The sequence below is a fragment of the Caballeronia arationis genome, from assembly GCF_001544975.2.
Classification (GTDB): Bacteria; Pseudomonadota; Gammaproteobacteria; order Burkholderiales; family Burkholderiaceae; genus Caballeronia; species Caballeronia arationis.
On sequence record NZ_FCOG02000457.1, the window covers coordinates 1 to 1,226 of the forward strand.

Here is a 1,226-nt window from a genome sequence, read left to right on the forward strand (position 1 = left end):
TAGTACTACAGCCGTAGGTACGCCGGAAGCACACCTCCGCGTCGTCGATAATGACACTGCTGGGCTCGGTACTGATGTCGGCGCCGCCATATTGACCACGACATCACATGCTCGACGGAGTGCAGCGTTCGCCATATGAGGCGACACAATAGCCGACGGATCTCCTGGATGCTGAATGGCAGTGAACCTTCAGCTGTTTTTTTTGGCCTGCGCTCTCAGGCCAGCAAGTACCGCGTGCGCCAACAACGCCAGAGTGACGTGGCGGTACCAGCCCTGCCAGCGACGCACCTCATATTGGTCGAGGCCGCATTCACCCTTGGTTGCCTCAAAGCCGATTTCGATCTCCCATCGCCTGCCAGCGACGTTGACCAGAGTCCGACGGGTGACCTTGCTGCGGGGCGCGTAGACGACGAAATACGCATGCTCGCGATTCTCGTCAAGACTTCGGCGCACCAGCAGATAATGACCAAAGCGACGCTCCTCGGCGCTCAGCTGCAGACGCCACAACGGCGTAAGTGCCCAGTCATACAGACGCGCGCCTTTTGCGCCGATTCCGGCCGAGAGGCGGCGCCAAGCTTGCGGTGGCAAGGCGTGTGCAATCTTGTCGGCGCGCATAGTGGTCGGGCCTTGCCACCACAGTGGTTCGTTTTTCTTCACCGCCAGCACGAATGGTTGTGCGCGCGACTCGAGCCACAGCCGCAAAGGACGGTCACCGCCATATACCTCATCACCGGTGACCCAGCCGCAGGGTACTCCCGCATCGAGCGCCCGTTCAAGCATCTGGCGCGCGAGCTGCGGCTTGGTTGCAAATCCCACCGCGTCAGGGATGCCCGCAACCTTGCAGCGAGGACGATCGTCGATCCATGACTGGGGCATATACAGTTCGCGATCGATAAAAGCGCTCGCTCCGTTGCCCGCATAGCAGAGAAACACACCAATCTGGCTATTCTCGATGCGACCAGCCGTACCACTATATTGGCGCTGCACGCCGGCAGAGTGTTCACCCTTCTTGAGGAATCCCGTCTCATCCACAATCAGCACCGCCTCACGCTCGCCGAGTTGCTCAACGACGTATTCGCGCAGTACGTCGCGCGCCGCGTCGGGATCCCACTGTGCTCTTTCGAGAAGGTGCTGCACACCATCGGGCGTGGCTTCGCCGATCCATTCGGCAAGCTGCCAGCCGTTCTTGCGTTCGACCGTACCAAGCAAACCTTTTAGATAGGCTA

The 1,226-nt window shown here is 60.0% G+C and carries 1 protein-coding gene; it reads right to left on the bottom strand.

The genetic code is table 11. The annotated features are described in order from the left end of the window. Nucleotides 1-189 precede the first annotated feature (189 nt). Nucleotides 190-1,226: IS701 family transposase (locus AWB81_RS43125; RefSeq protein WP_062644707.1), on the bottom strand; the 1,037-nt coding region annotated here is incomplete at its 5' end.